Below are 19,147 nucleotides of genomic sequence, written 5' to 3'. Positions count from 1 at the left end.
CGGCTGGTGCATGTCCTCAACAATCCAGCGTACTCACACATGCATGCGCCGCTGAGGGCACTTTTGAAACGTACGAGGGACCGCAACGCCCAACCTCAAGGCGAGGTGCCCACATAATCAATATGCAGACCGGATGGAATATCACCGGCTCACAACAAAATTGAAGCATGACCGCCAACGCATTCCACAACATCACCCAGACCGAAGCCAGCCTGTGGGAAGCCGCCGACCAACTCCGCGCCAATTCCAACCTAACCGCCACCGAGTACTCGATGCCGGTGCTGGGCGTGATCTTTCTGCGCCACGCCACCAACCGCTACCAGGCCGCGCTGCACGCCATTGAAGCCGCCCAGGCCGCAGGCACCATGCCCAAGCGCCCTTTGGGCAAGGCTGACTTCATCAAACGCCGGGCCCTCATGTTGCCCGATGCCGCCCGGTATGACACTCTGCTGAACCTGCCGTCTGGCGCCAGCCTGGGCGCTGCCCTGGTGGCCGCCATGAACGCCATCGAGGCCGACTTTCCCCCGCTGCAGGGCAGCCTGCCCAAAGACTACGACCGCTTCGACAACAAGTTGCTTGAAAACCTGCTGCGCTGCTTTGACAGTGAAGCTCTGCGCACCGCCACGGGCGACGTGTTTGGCCGTATCTACGAATACTTCCTGATGAAGTTCGCCATGCAGGGCGCACAAGACAATGGCGAGTTTTTTACCCCTCCCTCCTTGGTGCAATTGTTGGTGAGCGTGATCGAGCCAGACCACGGCGTGGTGGCGGATTTGGCCTGTGGCTCGGGTGGCATGTTTGTGCAGAGCAGCCACTTCATCGAGCACGAAGGCCTGGATACCATGAAGCGGGTCACCTTCTATGGCCAGGAAAAGACCCCCACCACCATTCGACTGGCCAAGATGAACCTGGCCGTGCATGGTCTGGAGGGCGACATTCAGGAAGCCAACACCTTCTACGTAGACGCTCACCGCCTGCAAGATGGCCGCCCGCTGTGGGGCAATGTCGATTTCATGATGGCCAACCCGCCGTTCAATGTGGACAAGGTGGATGCCGAAGCCGTGAAGACTGACCGCCGCCTGCCTTTTGGCCTGCCTGGTGTTAACAAAGACAAGCACGTTTCCAACGGCAACTACCTGTGGATCTCGTACTTTCACAGCTACCTGTCGCCCAAGGGTCGGGCAGGCTTTGTCATGTCGTCCCAGGCCAGCAGCGCCGGGCATGGCGAAAAAGAAGTGCGCCGCAAACTGGTGGAAACGGGTGATGTGGACGTGATGATCGCCATCCGCTCCAACTTCTTCTACACCCGCACCGTGCCTTGCGAGTTGTGGCACTTTGACCGCTCAAAGCCTGCCGAGCGCAAAGACCAAGTGCTGATGCTGGACGCGCGTAATGTGTACCGCAAAGTCACCCGCAAGATTTACGACTTCTCGCCCGAACAGCAGGTCAACCTAGCCGCCATCGTCTGGCTATACCGAGGCCAGCAAGAGCGGTTTTTAGAGCTGGTGCAAAGCTACATCACCCGCCTGGGCACCGAGGCTGGCGCCGTGGATGCCGCGCTCTCCGCGTTTGAGACCGCACTAACAGACAGCCGCGCCCCTCTTGCGGCATTCATGGACAGCGTGGAGAACATCGAAGCCCTGCCGCTGGAAAAACGCCAAGGGCTTGCCGACGCTTTGGCGGAATGGAGTGGTGCTGTCAGTGCTTACGCTACTGATCGCACAACTTCGGTCACTGAGCTGGCCGCGTACTGCAAGCACATTGCCAAGCCCCCGCAAAACAACAAGGCCCAGCACGCCGCCCGTAAAGCCTTCGACCCCCTGGCCGACTCCCTTCGGGGCCTGGTCAAGCAGATTGACCTGCTCTACAAACTGGCTGCCCGCGCCTCACAGCTGGTGCAAGAGCTGGCCACCCAAGAGGAGGCTGCCGAGTTCTACGACCGCCGCTCCGTCAACAAGCTGATCAAGCAGCTCGACGAACAACGAAAGTCAGGGGTCGAACAGCTCAAGGAGTGCGCCTACCTGCACCGCCAGATCGTGTGGCTGCAAGACCGTTTTCCCCAGGCCAAATTGGCGGATGTGCCCGGCCTGTGCAAGGTCGTCACCCGTGCCGACATCGAAGCCGCCGACTGGAGCCTGACCCCGGGCCGCTTTGTCGGCGTGGCACCCGCCGAGGTGGATGAAGACTTCGACTTCGAGCAAACCTTGCGCGACATCCACCTGGAGCTGGCGGACTTGAACCGCGAGGCGGTGGACTTGGCGGCGAAGATACAGACCAACTTTGAGGAGTTGGGGGTATGAGGATTGCTGATTACTATGTTTTTGGTAGCTTCTTGCGCATGCTACGCAAGGCATACAGCCATTTTTCACTCAAAAACCTTGGCATAGAGGTATTTACGCAATGAGTTGGCGTACCTGCCGTCTGGGCGACGTATTGACCCTGAAACGTGGCCACGACTTGCCTGAACATTCGCGCCAGGAGGGTGATGTGCCCGTTGTCTCGTCATCGGGAATCACTGGTCGCCACAAAGAGGCAAAGGCGATGGCGCCGGGGGTCGTCACGGGGCGATACGGAACCATTGGTGAAGTGTTCTACCTTGAAGAAGACTACTGGCCGTTAAACACGGCCTTGTATGTGATCGACTTCAAAGGCAATGATCCAAGGTTTTCGGCCTACTTATTGCGCAATGTGCTGAAGGGCTATCAAAGCGAAAAAGCAGCAGTACCAGGGGTTGACCGCAATGTTCTCCACGAGATCAAGGTCAAGGCGCCGTCGCATGACCTGCAACTTCGCATTGTCGACATCCTCTCCACCTACGACGACCTGATTGAAAACAACTGCCGCCGCATGGCCCTGCTCGAAGAGTCTGCCCGGCTGCTCTACCGAGAATGGTTCGTACGCCTGCGCTTCCCAGGCTATGAACACACCCCCGTCGTGGATGGCGTGCCGCAGGGGTGGGAGCGCAAGACGCTGGGTGACTCAATCACATTGAACTACGGCAAAGCGTTGAAGGCTGAAATACGCGTTGAAGGCGACTATCCGGTTTATGGTTCGAGCGGCATCGTCGGAACCCATGAAACGCCCCTGGTCCAAGGCCCCGCAATCATTCTGGGCCGTAAGGGCAATGTTGGTAGCGTGTACTGGTCAAGCAAGAGCTTTTTTCCCATCGACACTGTTTATTTCGTGAGTCCTGAAAGCAGTAGCCTGTACCTTTTCTACGCGCTGAAGAATATGCACTTCATCAGCACCGACGTGGCTGTTCCAGGCCTGAACCGAGACTTTGCTTACAGTCGGCCGTTACTCCATCCGCCGGTCACACTTTTGCGCTCTTTCCATGAAACGATTGAGTCAATTCATGCGCAGTTGGACAAACTCGAAGAGGTCAATCAAAAACTTCGGACCGCCCGCGACCTGTTGCTGCCACGCCTGATGAGCGGCGAGCTTTCCGTGTAGAACCACCACCAGCCCAAAAATGAACGACAGCACCACCACAGCGCCTGCCACCGCCTCCGACAAGCCGGTACTGCTTCAGCCCGACAACCACAACAAAAAGTACGAAGCGCTTTTCGTGGAAATCGACAGCGGGCAGATCAAGCTGCCGATGTTCCAGCGCGAGTTTGTGTGGGAGAAGGAGCAATCGGCCAAGCTGATTGACTCCATCCTCAAGGGCTTCCCGATTGGTACTTTCATTTTCTGGAAGACCAAGGAGGAACTGCGCAGCTATAAGGAGGTCGGCAACCACAAGCTGCCAGATACCGACAAGGGCGACTACGTGCAGTACATCCTGGATGGGCAGCAGCGCATTACCTCGCTCTATGCCATCCGCAAAGGCATTCGGATCACCAAGGATGGCAAGGAAGTGGATTACCGCGACATCTTCATCAATCTGGACCATGACCCGGAGAACGACGAGCAGATCGTGGTGACCGAGCAGCAGAAGGGCAAGCGTTATGTTTCGGTGCACCGCGTGCTGACCAGCCAGGTGACCGATTTGCTGGATGAGTTCCCCAACCGCGACACTCTCAAGCTGATTGAGACGTACAAGAACAAGCTGACCAACTACGACTTTTCCACGATCACGATCAAGGATTACCCGATTGAGGTGGCGTGCGAGGTGTTCTCTCGCATCAACACCGGCGGAAAGTCGCTGACGGTGTTCGAGATCATGGTGGCCAAGACCTATGACGAGGCCAAGAAATTTGATTTGGCTGAAAAGTACGAACTGCTGCGTGACGGCTCGGATGACGACAAACAGTGCCTGGTGTCTGCCAAGTTCGAGACGCTGCCTGAGTCCATCATCATGCAGTGCGTCGCGGCCATTACCCTGCGCGCGGTGCGCAGCAAAGACATCCTAAAGATTCGGCGCGAGGCGTTTATTGAGAAGTGGGAGCCCATGAAGGCGTCACTTTTCATGGCCATTGACTTCATTCGGTCGGAACTGCGGGTGCCGGTGTCGCAACTGGTTCCATACCCAGCGCTGGTGGTGCCACTGGTGTACTTCTTCCACGCCAGCGCCAACAAGAAACCGAGCATTGAACAGGTGCAACTGTTGGAGCAGTTTTACTACTGGGCTGGGCTGACGGAGCGCTACAACTCGGGCACCGAGTCGAAGTTGAGCGAAGACTTCAACAAGATGGACACCATTGTCAAAGGCACTGCACCCAACTACTCCAGCAGTGAGCTTTCAGTAACACCCCAGAAAATTGCCGAAACTTGGTTCTCGGCTGGCAATGGTTATTGCAAGGCCATCTTGTGCCTGTTGGCCTATCAGCAACCGAAGTCGTTTGATACCAATGGCGTGGTGATTCTTGACAACAGCAACCTCAAGATTGCAACCAGCCGCAATTACCACCACTTTTTTCCTAAAGCGTACCTGGCCAGTTTTGACAAAGACAAGCAGCCCAACCTTATCGCCAACATCACGCTGATTGACGGCTATTCCAACAAGCACCGTATCGGCAAAAAGGCGCCTAGCGAGTACACAGAGAAGTTTGCCAAGACCAATCTAGCGCTGGCCGACACCCTGAAAACGCACCTGATCCAGGATGCAGAACGCTATGGAGTCAATGCGGACGACTACGACCGGTTTATTCATCAGCGCTCCAAAGCTATTGCCATGGCGCTAAACGTCAAGTTGCGGTCAATGACACCCGCCGAAGCGTTGGCAGCCGAACAGCTCGAATAACAAACGACATTGGGGAGGACAAGGGATGGCCTACACCGACATCAACAGCGAAGACCGCCTGGTGCAGGCCACTTTTGCGGAGCAACTGGAGAAGATGCTGGGCTGGGACAGCGTGTATGCCTGGAACCAGGAAACCTTTGGCCCCACGGGCACCTTGGGGCGCGCCAATGAGCGCGAGGCGGTGTTGGTGCGCGACCTGCGCGCTGCACTGTGCCTGCTCAACCCCCAGCTTCCGCCGCCAGCGATTGAAGAGGCCATCACCAAGCTCACCCACCACGACTTTTCACGTTCGCTGTTGCAGCACAACCGGGCTTTTCACGCACTGATCCGCGATGGTGTGCCGGTAAGCTTCCGCAACGCCCAGGGCCAGCTGAGCCATGCGCAGGCGGCGGTGGTGGACTTTCGCAACACTGCCAACAACCGTTTTCTGGTGGTGCGCGAACTCAAGCTCACTGGCCTGCGCACCCCCAATTACAACCGCCGGGCCGACCTGGTGTGTTTTGTGAATGGTTTGCCGCTGGTGTTCATCGAGTTGAAGGCGGTGTACAAAAACATCCGCGCTGGCTTTGACGGCAACCTACGCGACTACATGGACGAGAACGTGGTGGCCCATGCCTTCCACCACAACGCCTTCCTGATTGTCAGCAACGGGCACAACGCCCGCTTTGGCTCCATCACCAGCACCTGGGAGCATTTTGGCGAATGGAAGCGCCTGCACGAAAGCGATGTGGGCAATGTGGCCGCAGAGGTGCTGCTGAATGGCATGCTGGCCAAGGACCGCCTGCTCGACATCCTGGAAAACTTCATTCTGTTTGACGCCAGCAAGGCGGGTGCCGTGCGCAAGGTGGTGGCGCGCAACCACCAGTTGCTGGGGGTGAACCAGGCGGTGGCTTCTGTGGTGCACCAGGAGGCATTGAAACGCGAGTTCCCTACGGCTAAGCGCCTGACTTACCGCACGATTGAGCTGCCCTACGCCGAATCGGACCAGGCCGCCAACGAGCCACAGAGCGCGTACCCCATCGCTGCCGAGGCGCCGTCTCCCAAATACTTGCAAATTATTGAGCGCGCCCACCCCGACCTTGGCCGTCTGGGCGTCGTTTGGCACACCCAGGGGAGCGGCAAGTCGTATTCCATGGCGTTCTTTGCCGAGAAGGTGCGGCGAACCGTGCCGGGCAATTTCACCTTTGTGCTGATGACCGACCGGGATGACTTGGACAGCCAGATATACAAGACCTTCATCGGGTGTGGCGTGGCGGACGAGCAGACCCCACGGGCCAGTTCTGGCCGCGAACTGCAGCGCCTGTTGTCTGAAAACCACCGCTATGTATTCAGCCTGATCCACAAGTTCAACCAAGACGTGGCGCCCGATGAGCCCTACAGTGCGCGCGACGACATCATTGTGGTGTCCGACGAAGCGCACCGTACCCAGTCTGGCAAGCTGGCCCGCACCATGCGCATGGCGTTGCCCAACGCGGCCTTCATTGGGTTCACCGGCACGCCACTGTTCAAGCACGACCAGCTGACGAAACGGATTTTTGGCGACTATGTGTCGCGCTACGACTTCAAGCGCAGCGAAGAAGATGGCGCCACAGTAAAGCTGGTTTACGAGAACCGGGGCGAGAAACTGGGCCTGGCCAAGCTTGATTTGAACGAAAAGATTGCGGCGGCTGTGGATGCATCTGACTTGGACCCGGATCAAACCGCCTTGCTCGAAAAGCTGTTGGGCAAGGATTACGAAGTCATCACAGCGGATGACCGGCTCAAACGGATAGCCACCGACTTTGTTGAGCATTGCAGCACCCGATGGGAAGCAGGCAAGGCCATGATGGTGTGCATTGACAAGATCACCTGCGCCCGCATGCTCAAGCTGATCGAGCCACTGTGGAAGGCCAAGGCCGCTGCAGTGCGCGCAGGGGCACAAGCCAAGTTGGCAACGATTGCCTCCACTGCAGACAACGAAGCACGCCAGGTGCTACATGCCCAGCGCGACCGACTCTTGGCCAAGGCTGCGTGGATGGATGACACCATCATTGAGTTGATCATCAGTGAAGCCCAAAACGAGGTGGCGGACTTCAAGCGATGGGACTTTGACATCATTCCCCACCGCTCGGTGATGAAGCTGGGGTTTGAGACTGCCGACGGTCAGCGCGTGGATGTGGAAACCGCGTTCAAAAACCCGAAGCACCCGTTCCGTATTGCGGTGGTGTGTGCCATGTGGCTCACTGGCTTTGACGTGGAGTGTTTGTCCACGCTCTATATCGATAAGCCCATGCGGGCGCACACGCTGATGCAGGCCATCGCCCGCGCCAACCGGGTGTACCCCGGCAAAGACTTTGGCCTGATCGTGGACTACAACGGCATGCTCAAAAGCCTGCGCGAAGCGTTGGCGCAGTATGCCCTTGGCGACGATGGGGGACCCGCCGAGATCGTGGCTCCGATTGAGGAACGGGTCGCAGCCCTAGCCGATGCCATTACTGTAACTGAAGCGCATTTGCTTGGGCTGGGCTTTGATGCCAGCACCCTGCTGGGCAGCAAAGGGTTTGGTCGCATCCAGTTATTGGCCGATGCGGTGGATTCTGTCTACACCAGCGATGAGGCCAAGCGACGTTACGAAATTTTGTGTCGCGTGGTGTTCGGCCGCTTCAAGGCTTTGCTGGTGGAGCCCTCGGCGCTGATATACGCAGAACGCCACGACAACCTTGAAGCCATCTACAAGAAACTGAATGAACGCCGCGACACTGCCGATGTAAGCGAATTGCTCAAGGTACTGCACCGCATCGTCAACACGGCCATTGCAGCCCAAGGAGTGGGTAGCGACCAGGCAAGTGGGCTGACTGTGGACCTGTCGCAGATCAACATGGAAAAGCTCCGTGACGAGTTTGCCAAAAAGGTGAAGCGCAAGGCCACGGTGATTGAGGATATCCGGCAGATCGTTGAAGAAAAACTGGCGCAGATGCTGGCTCGCAACCCGCTGCGAATGAACTACGAGAAGGTCTACCAGAACATCATCTCCGCCTACAACCAGGACAAAGACCGGGCCACAGTGGAAGACACTTTTGCCAAGCTGACAGCCCTTGTCAGCGACTTGACTGCGGAGCAAAGTCGGGCGATAGCGGAAGGGCTCAGCGAGGACCAATTGGCGTTGTTCGATCTAGTGCACCGGGAAGGTCTGTCCAAGACTGAACGGGAACGAATCAAGCAGGCCAGCAAGGATCTGTTGGCAGGCGTGCTAGCGGTCATTACCCCACTGGACCGCTGGACAGAAAAAGAGCAGACCCAGGCCGAGGTGGAAACGTTCGTTTTGGACCATATCTATCAAACGCTACCCGAGCCTCCTTACTCGCCGGATGACAAGGCGGACATAGCGCAGCTGGTGTATCGGCATATTTGGCAGCAGAGTGTTAGCAATCAAATTTCGGGCGAAATCTAGTAGTTGGCAGTGTGGCGCTACGTCGAGCGACGCGGAAGCTCGGGAAGATATAGACACGCCCTACTTTTAGATCGATTAATTTGAAAAGGCAAAACTATGTCGATGCCCGACGGCCCCCTCAGTTGCACCGACTGCGACTATCGCGGGTTTTTGGTGTTCCGGCGCATCACGCTGGCATATCACTTTGCGGATGGAACCACGGTCAATGGCCACCGCGAGATGAGATGGTGCAGCGACTGTCGCAATCCCCGTGACGTGGAGGGCGCCCAACCTGAGATTGAGTCACTGCAGACGGAACTGGATGCGCTGAATGCTACCTTTTCCACAACTGGCTATAGGACCAAGCGCTGGGTATCAAGAATCTTTGGGCAGCGCGCCTGCGCTCTACAAACGCGAGCAAACGAACTGCGCGGGCAGATCCGGCTGGCCCAGACTCGCGGGACGGAATGCCGATGCTTGACCTGCAGTAGCGTACACACCCTGCCTTTCAATTTTGATGACGACGGGGTTTGCAGGGGGTTTCAACATGAGTGCGGCGGGCGATTGTTGCTTGGGCCGCCAGATATGGATGCGCCGCGCTTTAACTACGGACGAGAAACCATTCACCTGGATGAGACAGGCAAGCGTATTCCTTAAGACGATCAGGACTCAAGTTTGCCTTCCTGGTACAGGTGATGCGGGCCATCGGTATTTCCCACTTCGCAATCGCAATGGAGAAGTCGTGGAGCAAATGGATCTTTTGGAGACCGAAGCAGCCAGGACACTGCTGGATCAGTTGCTGTCTGATTCAAAGCTGTACCGCACTGGAAAAGACTTCCGTGCGCTGCTCCATTTTGTGATTCGGCTGCGCAACTTTGCGCCGTTCAACGCCATGCTTTTGCAGGTTCAAAAGCCCGGACTGCTGTACGCAGCATCGCGCATGGACTGGTTTGAGCGGTTCAACCGCATCGTGAAGGACGGGGCACGGCCACTACTCATACTGTGGCCGTTTGGACCAGTGGCGTTGGTGTATGACGTGGCCGATACGGAGGGCGACCCACTCCCCGATGGTGTTGCCGCATTTGCCGCCCACGGTGCCATGGACGCCGCCGCCCTGAAAAGCTACGCCAAGAAAATGGTCAAAAAGCACATCGCATGGCATGAAGTGGATGCAGGCGATGGCAATGCGGGCTCCATCAGGGTGACGGTGCGCGCGAAGGAGGTTGATTCGCCCAGCAGTTACCAGATGACCGTCAACCGCAACCATGAACACAACGTGCAGTTCGCCACGGTGGCGCACGAACTGGGCCACCTGTTTCTGGGGCATTTGGGGAAAGACCGATACCTGAACGTGCCTGAGCGCCCACCCCTCCAGCATTCACAGAAAGAACTGGAGGCGGAATCGGTCTCCTACATCGTCTGCGCCCGTAACGGAGTGCTCAGCAAGTCTGAAAGTTACTTGTCCGCGCATGTACAAGATGACACGACTCTCGATCAGATCGACCTGTACCAGGTCATGCGCGCTGCAGGTCAAGTCGAGGCGCTGCTAGGGCTGACTGCCCATACGAAATACGAACAGCCTCAAGCAGCGGGGCGTTGAACCCGAGCAAACCCCGAATGGCCCCGGCGCGGCAAATTGCCGAAGTGCATTGGTTGATGCAGAGCGGGATACATGCCACATAACCCTGTACCGCTGGCTACATGGTGGCTACATGACTCATAAAGCAAAAAAGGTTTGCTGCTAAATTAATAGCAACAAACCTTTGTGCATACTGGCGGAGAGGGTGGGATTCGAACCCACGGTAGTATTGCTACTACGCCTGATTTCGAGTCAGGTACATTCGACCACTCTGCCACCTCTCCTGTGTGTCGAAGCCTGCGAGTATAGCAAGGTTTTCAGGGGGTCAACACCGCCATACCGCCCAGGTAGGGGCGCAGAACTTCAGGCACCGTGACGCTGCCATCCGCCTGTTGGTTGTTCTCCAGCACTGCCACCAGCGTGCGGCCTACGGCCAGGCCGGAGCCGTTCAGGGTGTGCAGCAGCTCATTTTTGCCCTGGGCATTCTTGAAGCGGGCCTGCAGGCGGCGGGCCTGGAAGGCTTCGCAGTTGCTCACCGAGCTGATCTCGCGGTAGGTGTTCTGCGCGGGCAGCCACACTTCCAGGTCGTAGGTCTTGGCGGCACCAAAACCCATGTCGCCCGTGCACAGGCTCATCACACGGTAGGGCAGGCCCAGCTTTCGCAGCACGGCTTCTGCGTGGCCGGTCATTTCTTCCAGCGCTTCGTAGCTTTTGTCGGGGTGGACGATCTGCACCATCTCGACCTTGTCGAACTGGTGCTGGCGAATCAGGCCCCGAATGTCGCGCCCGCCGCTGCCCGCTTCAGAGCGGAAGCACGGCGTGTGGGCCGTCAGCTTGATGGGCAGGTCGGCCTCCGGCGTGACCACATCGCGCACAAAGTTGGTCAGGGGCACCTCGCTGGTGGGAATGAGGTACAGCGCAGTGTTGTCGGGCACGGGCTCGCCATCTTGGCCACCCTTCTTTGCGGCAAACAAATCGCCTTCAAATTTGGGCAACTGGCCCGTGCCTTTGAGCGAATCGGCGTTCACGGCGTAGGGCACATAGCACTCGGTGTAGCCGTGCTCGGTGGTTTGCACGTCCAGCATGAACTGGGCGAGCGCGCGGTGCAGGCGTGCGATCTGCCCCTTCATCACGGTAAAACGCGAGCCCGAGAGCTTGGCGCCCATGTCGAAATCAAGGCCCAGCGGAGTTCCCAAATCCACGTGGTCCTTCACCTCGAAAGCGAAGGTGGCGGGCGTGCCCCAGCGGCGCACTTCCACGTTGCCCGACTCGTCGCTGCCCACAGGCACAGATTCGTGCGGAAGGTTGGGCACGGCCACCAGCATGGCCAGCAGTTCGGCCTGGATCTGCTCCAGGCGCGCAGCGGATTGCTCCAGCTCTGCCTTGCCAGCCGCCACCTGGGACTTGATGGCTTCAGCGCCGTCCTTGTCGCCCCGGCTCATCAACATGCCGACCTGTTTGGACAGCTGATTGCGCTGGGCCTGCAGCTCTTCAGTGCGGGTCTGCAGCGTCTTGCGCTCGGACTCCAGGGCCTGGAATGCTTCCACGTTCAGGAAAGCCTGGGGCTTTTTACGGGTTTCCAGGCGCGCGAGGGCGGTGTCGAGGTCTTTGCGGAGGAGAAGGATGTCAAGCATGGCGCGATTTTAGACGCCCCGTTGAGCCGGGTGTCGAAGCCCCCCGAGCCACTTTGCGCCTTACGACCAAAAGAGACGCCCCAGTGATTGCGAGCCCTCGTGCATCTCTCTGGCCGCCCAGCCTACGGCGTTAAGGCGCTTGCCAACTGGTGAACAGAGAGAACCCACGAGCAACTTCGTTAGGCTGGTATGTCTGGACGAGCCAAACCGATATCGCTGCCGCGTAAAAGCTCACAAGCGATGCGTATTGCTTCAATGGGGCAATTCCAACGCCCGCAGCGAAGGAAAGCGATCCGAATCAATAGACACCCCCAGGGGGCACGCTTAACTTCAGGCTGCTATTCGCTACAGCCCATCAACCCAAGCGATGCATGCGCCACCCCATCAATCCCACCACCAGAATCATCAGCATCAGGCCCCACTGCGAAAGCGCCGGCACACCGGTCACGCCTGCCGCCGCCAGGAAAACCATGGGCGCAAATGGATCGTCAATGACACCAGCTGCCGTGTTCGAATCTCCAGCCTGGTTGTCGGTGACGCTATAGGTCACCGTACGGCCACCATTGCTCAGCGAATAGTCGGCCGCCTGGAGCTCAAACCATGATGCTGGCTGGCCCGCTGCAGGTGGGCCAAATTTGAGGAAACGCACACCCGCAGGCAAGGGCTGGGGATAGGTCAGGCTGATAGAGAGCGTATCGCCCGGGCAGCCCACGGCGGTGAAACGAAAGACGCCAACCGGCTGGGCAGCGTCTACCGGAGCGTTGGGTGGTACCACCGCATTGAAACCCGCTGACGTCAACGTGCAGTGGGTGCCGCCACCAGTGATCGCGACCGCAGCATTGCCGGGGACGCCCGGCACCGGACCGGTGTACTCGGTGCGTACCGGTGTTGCGCTGATCGGGGCAGAGGCGATACCACCACCGCCACTGACTGTCCCCGTGAACTGATAGGTCGTGCCGTTGGTCAGGCCTGATACGACGCAGGATGTGGTGCTGGTAGTGCAGGTGCCCGCTGGCGTGCCTGTCACGGTGTATACGCCAATGACGCTGGCCGCCGTGCTGCTCCACACGAGAGTGACCTGCCCATCGCCTGCAGTGGCGCTGGTAAAGACCAATGGCCGCGTGTCGATGGTGACAGGCAGCAACCCGGATGCAGCACTGACGTTACCTGCCACATCGCTCGCCTTGACGCTCAGGTTGTGGATGCCATTGGCAAGGGCGCTGGTGGTGATGCTCCAGGCGCCACCAGTGGCTACCGCCGAACCCAACACGGTGGTGCCGTTGCTGTCGTACAGGGTAACGACGCTGCCGTTTTCCGCCGTGCCATTGATGACGGGGGTGGCATTGCTGGTAATGCGGTCCGAATTCGAGCTGCCGCTGTCGCTCGCCGAATCAAGGACGGGTGTGGCTGGTGTAGCCGGAGCGGTGGTGTCGAGCACGATGATGCGGCTCCCACCAGCTGCGCCCACATTGCCGGCCACGTCTGTGATCCTGGCGGTGAAGGTCTTATTGCCATCAGCGCCCAGCGCACCGCTGGTAACAGCCAGATCGATAAACCCATTGGCGATGTCGGTGCCAGTGAACACAGCGGCCACAGGTGTGCCTAGCGACGCGCCGCCCAGCAGCAGTTCAACCGTATCGCTGGCCACAGCATTGGTGCCCGCAAGGTTCACGCGCATGACCGGATTGGTGACGCTGGTGATGTTGTCGACGTTGGAGCTGCCGCTGTCGGAGCTGGCGCCCAGCACGATCTGGTTGATCGGCGCGCCTGGAGCGGTCTTGTCGATGGTGATGGTCAGGCCGGAACTACGGGCGCTGCTGACGGATCCGATGGCCGAGGTGGTGATCGCATACACGTTGTAGGCGCCGTCGGCCAAGCCGCTGGTGGACAAGCCGGTGACGGTCCAGGCGCCGTTGCTGACAGTGACTGCCGCCGCAGCGTCGCCGCCGTCGTATACGCCGTTATTGTTGACATCCAGGAATACCCGCACGGAACTCGTGGAGTCGCCAGCAGCGCTGGTGCCAGAGAAAGTCAGGCTGCTCTCATTGGTGTGGTTGTCAGTCGAACTGCTGCCCTTATCGCTGCCTGCCGCCAGGTCGGGCGCGCCGGGCGTGGTCGGCGTAATATTGACGGTGATGGTGCGAATGGCGTTGGACGTGCCATCGCTGACCTGCACCGTGAACGAGTCGGTGCCAGCGTAGCCTGCCGTCGGAGCATAAGCAATGGTGCCGCCCGGGGTGAGGTCGGTGCTGCCCGAGGAACCGGTGGTGCCGCTAAAGCTCAGCGTGCCATGCCCTGGCGCGGAAAACTGCGCCCAAGTCAGGGTCTGGCCGGTATCGCTGTCGCTCGCGTGCAGCAAGCTCCTGACGTCGACGTCGCCGCTGTTCTGCCCCACGCTCAGCGCTGTGGAGGCTCCAACAAAGGTGGGGGCGACGTTGCTCGCTACCGCAGTGATGTTGCTCATCTTCATGGACATGAAGTTGATTTCAGTGCCGTAGCCGCCTTGCTTGCCGGGCGTGGCGTTCAGCACCAGGCTGGCCGTGACCGTCACCGAAGCGACGCCGTTGACCGACCACTCGTTGCCGCCATTGAGCAGCGTGCTCAGCTTGGTAATCCCCGTGCCCATGGTCGGCGTCGCGCCGTTGGCGATCTTGTAGACCGACCCTATGGCATTGCCGGCACTATCCTTGAGCAGGACTTCGAGCTGGTCAAAATAGCGCACATGCGCGCCCCCGGGGTCTGTGACACTCATCGAGAAGTCATTGAAGGTGAAGGTCTTGGCCACTGTCGTGCCTTCGGCCTTGAACACGGCGGTAATGACGGAACCGTCGGAATTGGCATTGCCGTCGTTGGCATACAGCTGGGTGCCGTCCTTGATCAGGAAGCTGCTGACCAGCAGTTTGTCGTTGAGCTTCTTGAAGCCGGCGTTGGCGCCGCTCTGGGCGACGCTCAGGGTGCCGCCAAAATCGTAGTCGCCGTCGGCCGTGCCGTTACCGGAAATGAGCAGGCCGTCGTAGTCGGCAATGGCCCTGGCACTCAGCGGGGATTGGGCTTCGATGTGGCCAATGTGTCTCTCAAGAACCCAGTTGCCGCCTCGACTCGCGGCGCCTGTCAGGTCCGTCGAAGCGGCCACATCTGCGCCGGTGGCGTCAGCGATCGCCTGCAGCACGCCAAGCCCAACGCCGTCGGCCACCTCGCAGCCGTAGAAGAGCAGATCCCCACCCTTCTTCAAGGCGCCCCCTAAGGCTGCCAGCTGGGAACGGGTCTGATCCAGTTCCAGCGAAGACCGCGTCAACGGGACCGTGCCCAGATTCACCACGCCAGCCGATCCGTGAGAAAGGACATGGATCGCGTCCAGTTCCTTCTGGCCAGCAGCCCAATGCGCAATGTCCGCCAGACCGTCTCTGCGGCTATCAAACCGCACCACCTTGACACCGAGCGCTATACCGGCTTCGAGGCTCCGGCTATCGGGCAGTGCGACGTCGATCAACGCGACTTCGTTGCGTTCAGGTGCGCGCACTGAAGAGGCGGCCAGACTCGTTGCAGCAGCGCTGCCCCAGAACAGCACACTGGAGACAGCCAGCACCAGCGCTGATCGCAAATGCGTGCCCCCTATCAAACAAAATTGCGGCATTAGAAAAGCTATCCGAGTAGGGGGAGGCCAAGAGAATGCTACCAAGCGTAACACTCTCTGAAGTTCCAGGGTTACGATTCCAAGCGCAAGGCACGAGCAGTCTGGGACTGCTGAGCTAGTGGATGTCAGCGTGCACTGTATTGAGCCCACGCCCTGATGCGGATATCACAGTCCCACGGAATCGCTTCGCGCCCCCCAACCCAAAGGGAAGCAACCGGCGGCCCGGCCAAGCCAGCTCTACAGGTGCAATGGCATGGGCTGCGTCAGTGGCTTACGCTACTTCTGAGTCAACCGAGGCTGGCCGGGTCGAAATTGGCACCACACAGGATCAGGCCCACGGTCTCCTGCGGCTGGGGGCGGTACGCACCGGTTTGCAGCGCTGCCAGGCCCAGGGCGGCAGCGGGTTCCACGGCCAGTTTCAGCTCTTTCCACAGCCACAACTGGGCGGCGCGGATGGCGTCATCGGGCAGCAGCAAGGCATCGTGCACATGGCGCTGGCTCACCTCCCAGCCAATAGCGCCGATGCGCTTGGCACCCAGGGAATCGGCGGCCACGCCACCCACCGCCACATCCACCGGCTGGCCCGCCGCCCGCGCAGCATGCAGCGTGGGCGCGCGCTCGGGCTCCAGGGCCACCACATGGGCGCGGCTCTCGACCCATGCCGCCACGCCGCCGATGAGGCCGCCGCCGCCCACGCTGACCAGCACCGTGTCGGGGAGGCGGCCTGCTTGCTCTTCCAGCTCCAGCGCCAGGGTGCCTGCACCGGCCACCACCTCGGGCTGGTCGTAGGCATGGGCCTGCAATGCGCCGGTGGCTTGCTGGCGCGCCACGCAGGCGTCAAACGCTTCGGAATAGGCCGCGCCCGTGACCACCACCTCAGCGCCCAAAGCGCGCAGCCGGGCGCGTTTCGCCTCGGGAGAGACCTCGGGCACAAACACCTCGCAGCGCACACCCAGCGCCTTGGCGGCGGCTGCCACAGCAATGCCGGCGTTGCCGCCCGAGGCGATGATCACGCCGCTGTCGGGCACCGGGTTGGCCAGCAGGCGGTAGAGCATGCCGCGCGCCTTGAAGCTGCCGCCCACCTGCAAGTGCTCCAGCTTGAGCCAGACCTCGCCGCAGTCCACCCCCAGGGATCGGCCAGACGCACGCATCAGGGGCGTGGCGCGCAGAAAGTCGGGCTGGGTGGCCAGTTGGCGGCGGGCGGCGGCAATGGCGGCGCGATCGATCATGCAGGGGCTCCGTAGGACAGGGTGTGACAAAAGGAAGGCAGTGTAGGGGCAGCCCACAACACACCGATACAACGGCGGCTACATGCACACGGGGCAACTGCCGATAACATGGACAGCGCAGCCCCACGCGAACGCCCTTCGCAGGCCTGCCAGCAGGAGGAAAAGCATGTTCTTTGTGTTCGGCCCGTCGGGGCAGATGTACCGGGGTGGCCCGGAGAACCTGTCGCAGATCTCGCCAGTGCGGCGCGTGCAGCGGCCCCAGGCGCTACACACCCGGGCGATGGATGTGTCCGGCGAGCCCACGCCTGTCTTCAACGCCCCACCCCACCCCATCGCAGCCCACACCGCGCCAGCGCCCGCTGCCGTCAACCTGCGCATGCAGGATGCCGTGAGCGCCTATGCCCAGACCGGGCACGGCCCCCAAGTGGCCCGCCAGCCCCTCACCAAGGTCAGCGATGTGATGACACCCGGCGCCCTCAGTGTGCCGCCGGATGCGCGCGTCAACGATGCCTGGCAAACGCTGGCCGAGCACAAGGTGGCGCAGGCCCCGGTGGTGGATGCGCTGGGCCGTGTGATCGGGCTGCTGCTGCGGGCCGACATGGCACCGCTGGACCTGCTGCCCGAGCCCGGCGCCGTCAAACAGGCCATCGATCTGGCGCGCCGCCCGGTGGCCGAGGTGATGGTGAGCCCCGTGCCCACCGTGGCGCCCGACACCGAACTGCGCCGTGTAGCGGCAGTGCTGCTGGACACTGGCCTGCCCGGCCTGCCGGTCACCGATGACGCAGGGGTGTTGTCGGGGTTTATCTCGCGCACCGACATCCTGCGTGCGGTGGCGGCAGACCCACCGCTGGATCTCTGGAGCGGGCCAGCCATGCCGCTATGAAGAAGCCACCACCAGATATTCAAGTAAAAACAGCCTCAAGCGCTTGATGAATAAGCGCTAGCAGCTATTTATTCAGGAGCATTCACCCCCCTACGCTTCAATGCCCTGGCACCTTTCCCCCGCCGTCAATGCGCGGCCGGACCGGTCTCGGGCATGCGCTGGCGGATTTCCAGGCCCGTGGACGCGTCCATCTTGAGCCCCTTGGGCAGCGGGAACTTGATGGTTTCCTCAATGCCCGCCATGGTGCGCACCGACACCGCACCCAGCGCCTTGATGCGGTCGATGACCTGCTGCACCAGGATTTCCGGGGCCGAGGCACCCGCCGTCAGGCCCACGCGGGCGGTGCCATCAAACCATTCGCCCTTCAGCTCGTCCGCACTGTCGACCATGTAGGCCGTGGTGCCCAGCTTGGCGGCCAGCTCGCGCAGGCGGTTGCTGTTGGAACTGGTGGGGCTGCCCACCACAATCACCACGTCCACCTGCGGGCTCAGCACCTTGACGGCGTCCTGCCGGTTCTGGGTGGCGTAGCAGATGTCCTGCTGCTTGGGCTCCCGCACGCTCGGGAAGCGCGCACGCACGGCGGCCGAGATTTCGGCGGCATCGTCCACGCTCAACGTGGTCTGCGTGACCACGGCCAGTTTGGCGGTCTGCGCGGGCTGCACATGGGCCACGTCGGCCACGTCTTCCACCAGGTGGATGCCGTGGTCCAGCTGGCCCATGGTGCCTTCCACCTCGGGGTGGCCCTTGTGGCCAATCATGATGAACTCGTAGCCTTCTTTGGCGAGCTTGGCGACTTCGACGTGCACCTTGGTCACCAGCGGGCAGGTAGCGTCAAAAATGCTGAAGCCGCGCGCCACGGCCTCTTGCTGCACGGCCTTGCTCACGCCGTGGGCGCTGAACACCAGCGTGGCGCCGGGTGGCACGTCCGACAGCTCTTCGATAAAGATCGCGCCCTTGGCCTTGAGGTCGTTCACCACATAGGTGTTGTGCACGATCTCGTGGCGCACATAGATGGGAGCACCGAACTTTTGAATGGCGCGCTCGACGATCTCGATCGCACGGTCCACGCCTGCACAAAAGCCGCGCGGCTCGGCCAGCAGGATTTCCTGGGGCGCCTGCATCACAGAATTCCGATGAGCTGCACTTCAAACGTCACCGGCTGGCCAGCCAACGGGTGGTTGAAGTCAAACAGCATCGCACCATCGTCGCGCACCTGCATCACGGCGCCGGCATAGCTGCCTTGCCCATCGGGTGTAGGGAACTGCACCACATCGCCCACGTTGTATTTTTCGTCGGGGTCGCCCAGCTCGTTCATCAGCTTGCGCGCCACCCACTGCTGCATGTCGGCATTGCGCTCACCAAAAGCCTCGCCCGCTGGCAGCTCGAACGTGGTGCGCGTGCCCTCGGGCAGGCCCAGCAGGCGCTGCTCCATGGCGGGCGACAACTCGCCCGTGCCCAGCGACAGGGTGGCGGGTTTGTCTGTGAAAGTGTTGATCACATCCCCCGCTGGGCCAGCCAGGCGGTAGTGCAGCGTGAGGAAGGAGCCGGGCTGAACGGTGGGAAGGGAAGTGTCGATAGTGGTCATGAAAGTCCC

General features: G+C 60.4%; 12 protein-coding genes and 1 tRNA gene. 7 read left to right on the top strand and 6 right to left on the bottom strand.

Translation table 11 applies throughout. The annotated features are described in order from the left end of the window. The first annotated feature begins 167 nt into the window (after positions 1-167). The 6 genes from CLU85_RS05900 to CLU85_RS05875 all read left to right on the top strand — a co-directional run bounded on the left by CLU85_RS05900 (position 168) and on the right by CLU85_RS05875 (position 10,194). The gene (locus tag CLU85_RS05900) at positions 168-2,300 is read left to right on the top strand and encodes an N-6 DNA methylase (RefSeq protein WP_100409476.1); all 2,133 of its coding nucleotides are present in this window, start codon (positions 168-170) and stop codon (positions 2,298-2,300) included. Between the two features lie 100 nt (positions 2,301-2,400). Continuing rightward, the gene (locus tag CLU85_RS05895; RefSeq protein ID WP_100409475.1) at positions 2,401-3,453 is read left to right on the top strand and encodes a restriction endonuclease subunit S; all 1,053 of its coding nucleotides are present in this window, start codon (positions 2,401-2,403) and stop codon (positions 3,451-3,453) included. Positions 3,454-3,472: 19 nt separating this feature from the next. Further along, positions 3,473-5,185 (top strand): DUF262 domain-containing protein, encoded by a 1,713-nt coding sequence (locus tag CLU85_RS05890; protein WP_100409474.1) that lies wholly within the window; start codon positions 3,473-3,475, stop codon positions 5,183-5,185. A 25-nt stretch (positions 5,186-5,210) separates the two neighbouring features. Next, complete coding sequence (locus CLU85_RS05885) at positions 5,211-8,615, top strand: type I restriction endonuclease subunit R (protein ID WP_100409473.1); 3,405 nt, start codon at positions 5,211-5,213, stop codon at positions 8,613-8,615. Between the two features lie 96 nt (positions 8,616-8,711). Next, complete coding sequence (locus CLU85_RS23095; RefSeq protein WP_100409472.1) at positions 8,712-9,251, top strand: hypothetical protein; 540 nt, start codon at positions 8,712-8,714, stop codon at positions 9,249-9,251. Beyond that, positions 9,226-10,194, top strand: a complete 969-nt coding sequence (locus CLU85_RS05875; protein WP_198509143.1) for an ImmA/IrrE family metallo-endopeptidase — start codon at positions 9,226-9,228, stop codon at positions 10,192-10,194. Before CLU85_RS23095 ends, CLU85_RS05875 begins: the two co-directional genes overlap by 26 nt. A gap of 173 nt (positions 10,195-10,367) precedes the next feature. Here the strand turns inward: CLU85_RS05875 and CLU85_RS05870 are convergent. The 4 genes from CLU85_RS05870 to CLU85_RS05855 all read right to left on the bottom strand — a co-directional run bounded on the left by CLU85_RS05870 (position 10,368) and on the right by CLU85_RS05855 (position 16,670). Next, a tRNA-Ser gene (locus CLU85_RS05870) sits at positions 10,368-10,457 on the bottom strand. Positions 10,458-10,490: 33 nt separating this feature from the next. Next, positions 10,491-11,807 carry a serine--tRNA ligase gene (gene serS, locus CLU85_RS05865; protein WP_100409470.1) on the bottom strand — a complete coding sequence of 439 codons (1,317 nt, stop codon included), beginning with the start codon at positions 11,805-11,807 and terminating at the stop codon, positions 10,491-10,493. A gap of 355 nt (positions 11,808-12,162) precedes the next feature. Beyond that, complete coding sequence (locus CLU85_RS05860) at positions 12,163-15,393, bottom strand: DUF4347 domain-containing protein (protein WP_198509142.1); 3,231 nt, start codon at positions 15,391-15,393, stop codon at positions 12,163-12,165. Positions 15,394-15,728: 335 nt separating this feature from the next. Then, positions 15,729-16,670: a threonine/serine dehydratase gene (locus CLU85_RS05855; RefSeq protein WP_100409468.1), complete on the bottom strand. Its 942-nt coding sequence runs from the start codon at positions 16,668-16,670 to the stop codon at positions 15,729-15,731. 166 nt (positions 16,671-16,836) lie between these two features. On the opposite strand from CLU85_RS05855, the gene CLU85_RS05850 reads away from it, so the two are divergent. Beyond that, positions 16,837-17,553: an HPP family protein gene (locus tag CLU85_RS05850; RefSeq protein WP_100409467.1), complete on the top strand. Its 717-nt coding sequence runs from the start codon at positions 16,837-16,839 to the stop codon at positions 17,551-17,553. Positions 17,554-17,678: 125 nt separating this feature from the next. On the opposite strand, the gene ispH is transcribed toward CLU85_RS05850, so the two are convergent. Both ispH and CLU85_RS05840 read right to left on the bottom strand, forming a co-directional pair. Further along, entirely contained in the window at positions 17,679-18,674 is a 996-nt protein-coding gene (gene ispH / locus CLU85_RS05845) for a 4-hydroxy-3-methylbut-2-enyl diphosphate reductase (RefSeq protein WP_100409466.1), read from the bottom strand. Continuing rightward, positions 18,674-19,138 (bottom strand): peptidylprolyl isomerase, encoded by a 465-nt coding sequence (locus CLU85_RS05840; RefSeq protein ID WP_100409465.1) that lies wholly within the window; start codon positions 19,136-19,138, stop codon positions 18,674-18,676. The genes ispH and CLU85_RS05840 overlap by 1 nt, the downstream gene beginning before the upstream one ends. Positions 19,139-19,147: the final 9 nt, after the last annotated feature.

It is taken from the genome of Acidovorax sp. 69 (assembly GCF_002797445.1).
Lineage (GTDB): Bacteria > Pseudomonadota > Gammaproteobacteria > Burkholderiales > Burkholderiaceae_C > Acidovorax.
Note: the sequence above shows the minus strand (reverse complement) of the source record. Positions and strands in the feature narration are given on the sequence as shown.

Coding starts and splice junctions, on each gene's coding strand:
- CLU85_RS05900 (WP_100409476.1), top strand. CDS start 168: ATGACCGCCAACGCATTCCACAACATCACCCAGACCGAAGCCAGCCTG.
- CLU85_RS05895 (WP_100409475.1), top strand. CDS start 2,401: ATGAGTTGGCGTACCTGCCGTCTGGGCGACGTATTGACCCTGAAACGT.
- CLU85_RS05890 (WP_100409474.1), top strand. CDS start 3,473: ATGAACGACAGCACCACCACAGCGCCTGCCACCGCCTCCGACAAGCCG.
- CLU85_RS05885 (WP_100409473.1), top strand. CDS start 5,211: ATGGCCTACACCGACATCAACAGCGAAGACCGCCTGGTGCAGGCCACT.
- CLU85_RS23095 (WP_100409472.1), top strand. CDS start 8,712: ATGTCGATGCCCGACGGCCCCCTCAGTTGCACCGACTGCGACTATCGC.
- CLU85_RS05875 (WP_198509143.1), top strand. CDS start 9,226: ATGAGACAGGCAAGCGTATTCCTTAAGACGATCAGGACTCAAGTTTGC.
- serS (WP_100409470.1), bottom strand. CDS start 11,807: ATGCTTGACATCCTTCTCCTCCGCAAAGACCTCGACACCGCCCTCGCG.
- CLU85_RS05855 (WP_100409468.1), bottom strand. CDS start 16,670: ATGATCGATCGCGCCGCCATTGCCGCCGCCCGCCGCCAACTGGCCACC.
- CLU85_RS05850 (WP_100409467.1), top strand. CDS start 16,837: ATGTTCTTTGTGTTCGGCCCGTCGGGGCAGATGTACCGGGGTGGCCCG.
- ispH (WP_100409466.1), bottom strand. CDS start 18,674: ATGCAGGCGCCCCAGGAAATCCTGCTGGCCGAGCCGCGCGGCTTTTGT.
- CLU85_RS05840 (WP_100409465.1), bottom strand. CDS start 19,138: ATGACCACTATCGACACTTCCCTTCCCACCGTTCAGCCCGGCTCCTTC.